The 409-nt window shown below is 69.9% G+C and carries 1 protein-coding gene; it reads left to right on the top strand.

Annotated features, from left to right (window positions below; translation table 11 throughout):
* On the top strand, positions 1-409 hold a 409-nt coding region (locus QMO76_RS35215), incomplete at both ends, for a DUF222 domain-containing protein (RefSeq protein ID WP_306365705.1).

Genomic DNA, 409 nt, shown 5'->3' with positions numbered 1-409 from the left:
ACGCGAGGCGGTGATACCGCGGCCGGTTTGTCGGCGGCGATGGACACCCTGCTCGCGACCGATCTCACCGGACTGTCGGATTCGGCTCTCGTGGATGTGATGCGGGAGGTGGAGTCGGTGCGGTGTCGGATGGCGGCGTTGTCGCATCGGATGATCGCCGAGGTGGAGGGCAGGCATCTGTGGGAACGCGCGGGCGCGAAGGGCGTGCGTGGGTTTTTGATCGATGTGCTGCGCCTGTCGGCGGCCGAGGCCGGGGCGCGGGTACGCGCGTCGGTGCCGTTGCGGCCCCGCTCCTTCTGTGGGGTGGAAGGCCCAGCGTTGTTGCCGACCACCGCCGCCTTGCAGGCCGAGGGCGCGGTGTCGCCCGAGCACGCGCGGGTGATCATGCGGGTGATGGAGCGTATCCCGA

This window comes from Nocardia sp. CC227C (genome assembly GCF_030767025.1).
In the GTDB taxonomy this organism is placed as follows: domain Bacteria; phylum Actinomycetota; class Actinomycetes; order Mycobacteriales; family Mycobacteriaceae; genus Nocardia.
This window is presented reverse-complemented; position numbering and strand designations above follow the sequence as displayed.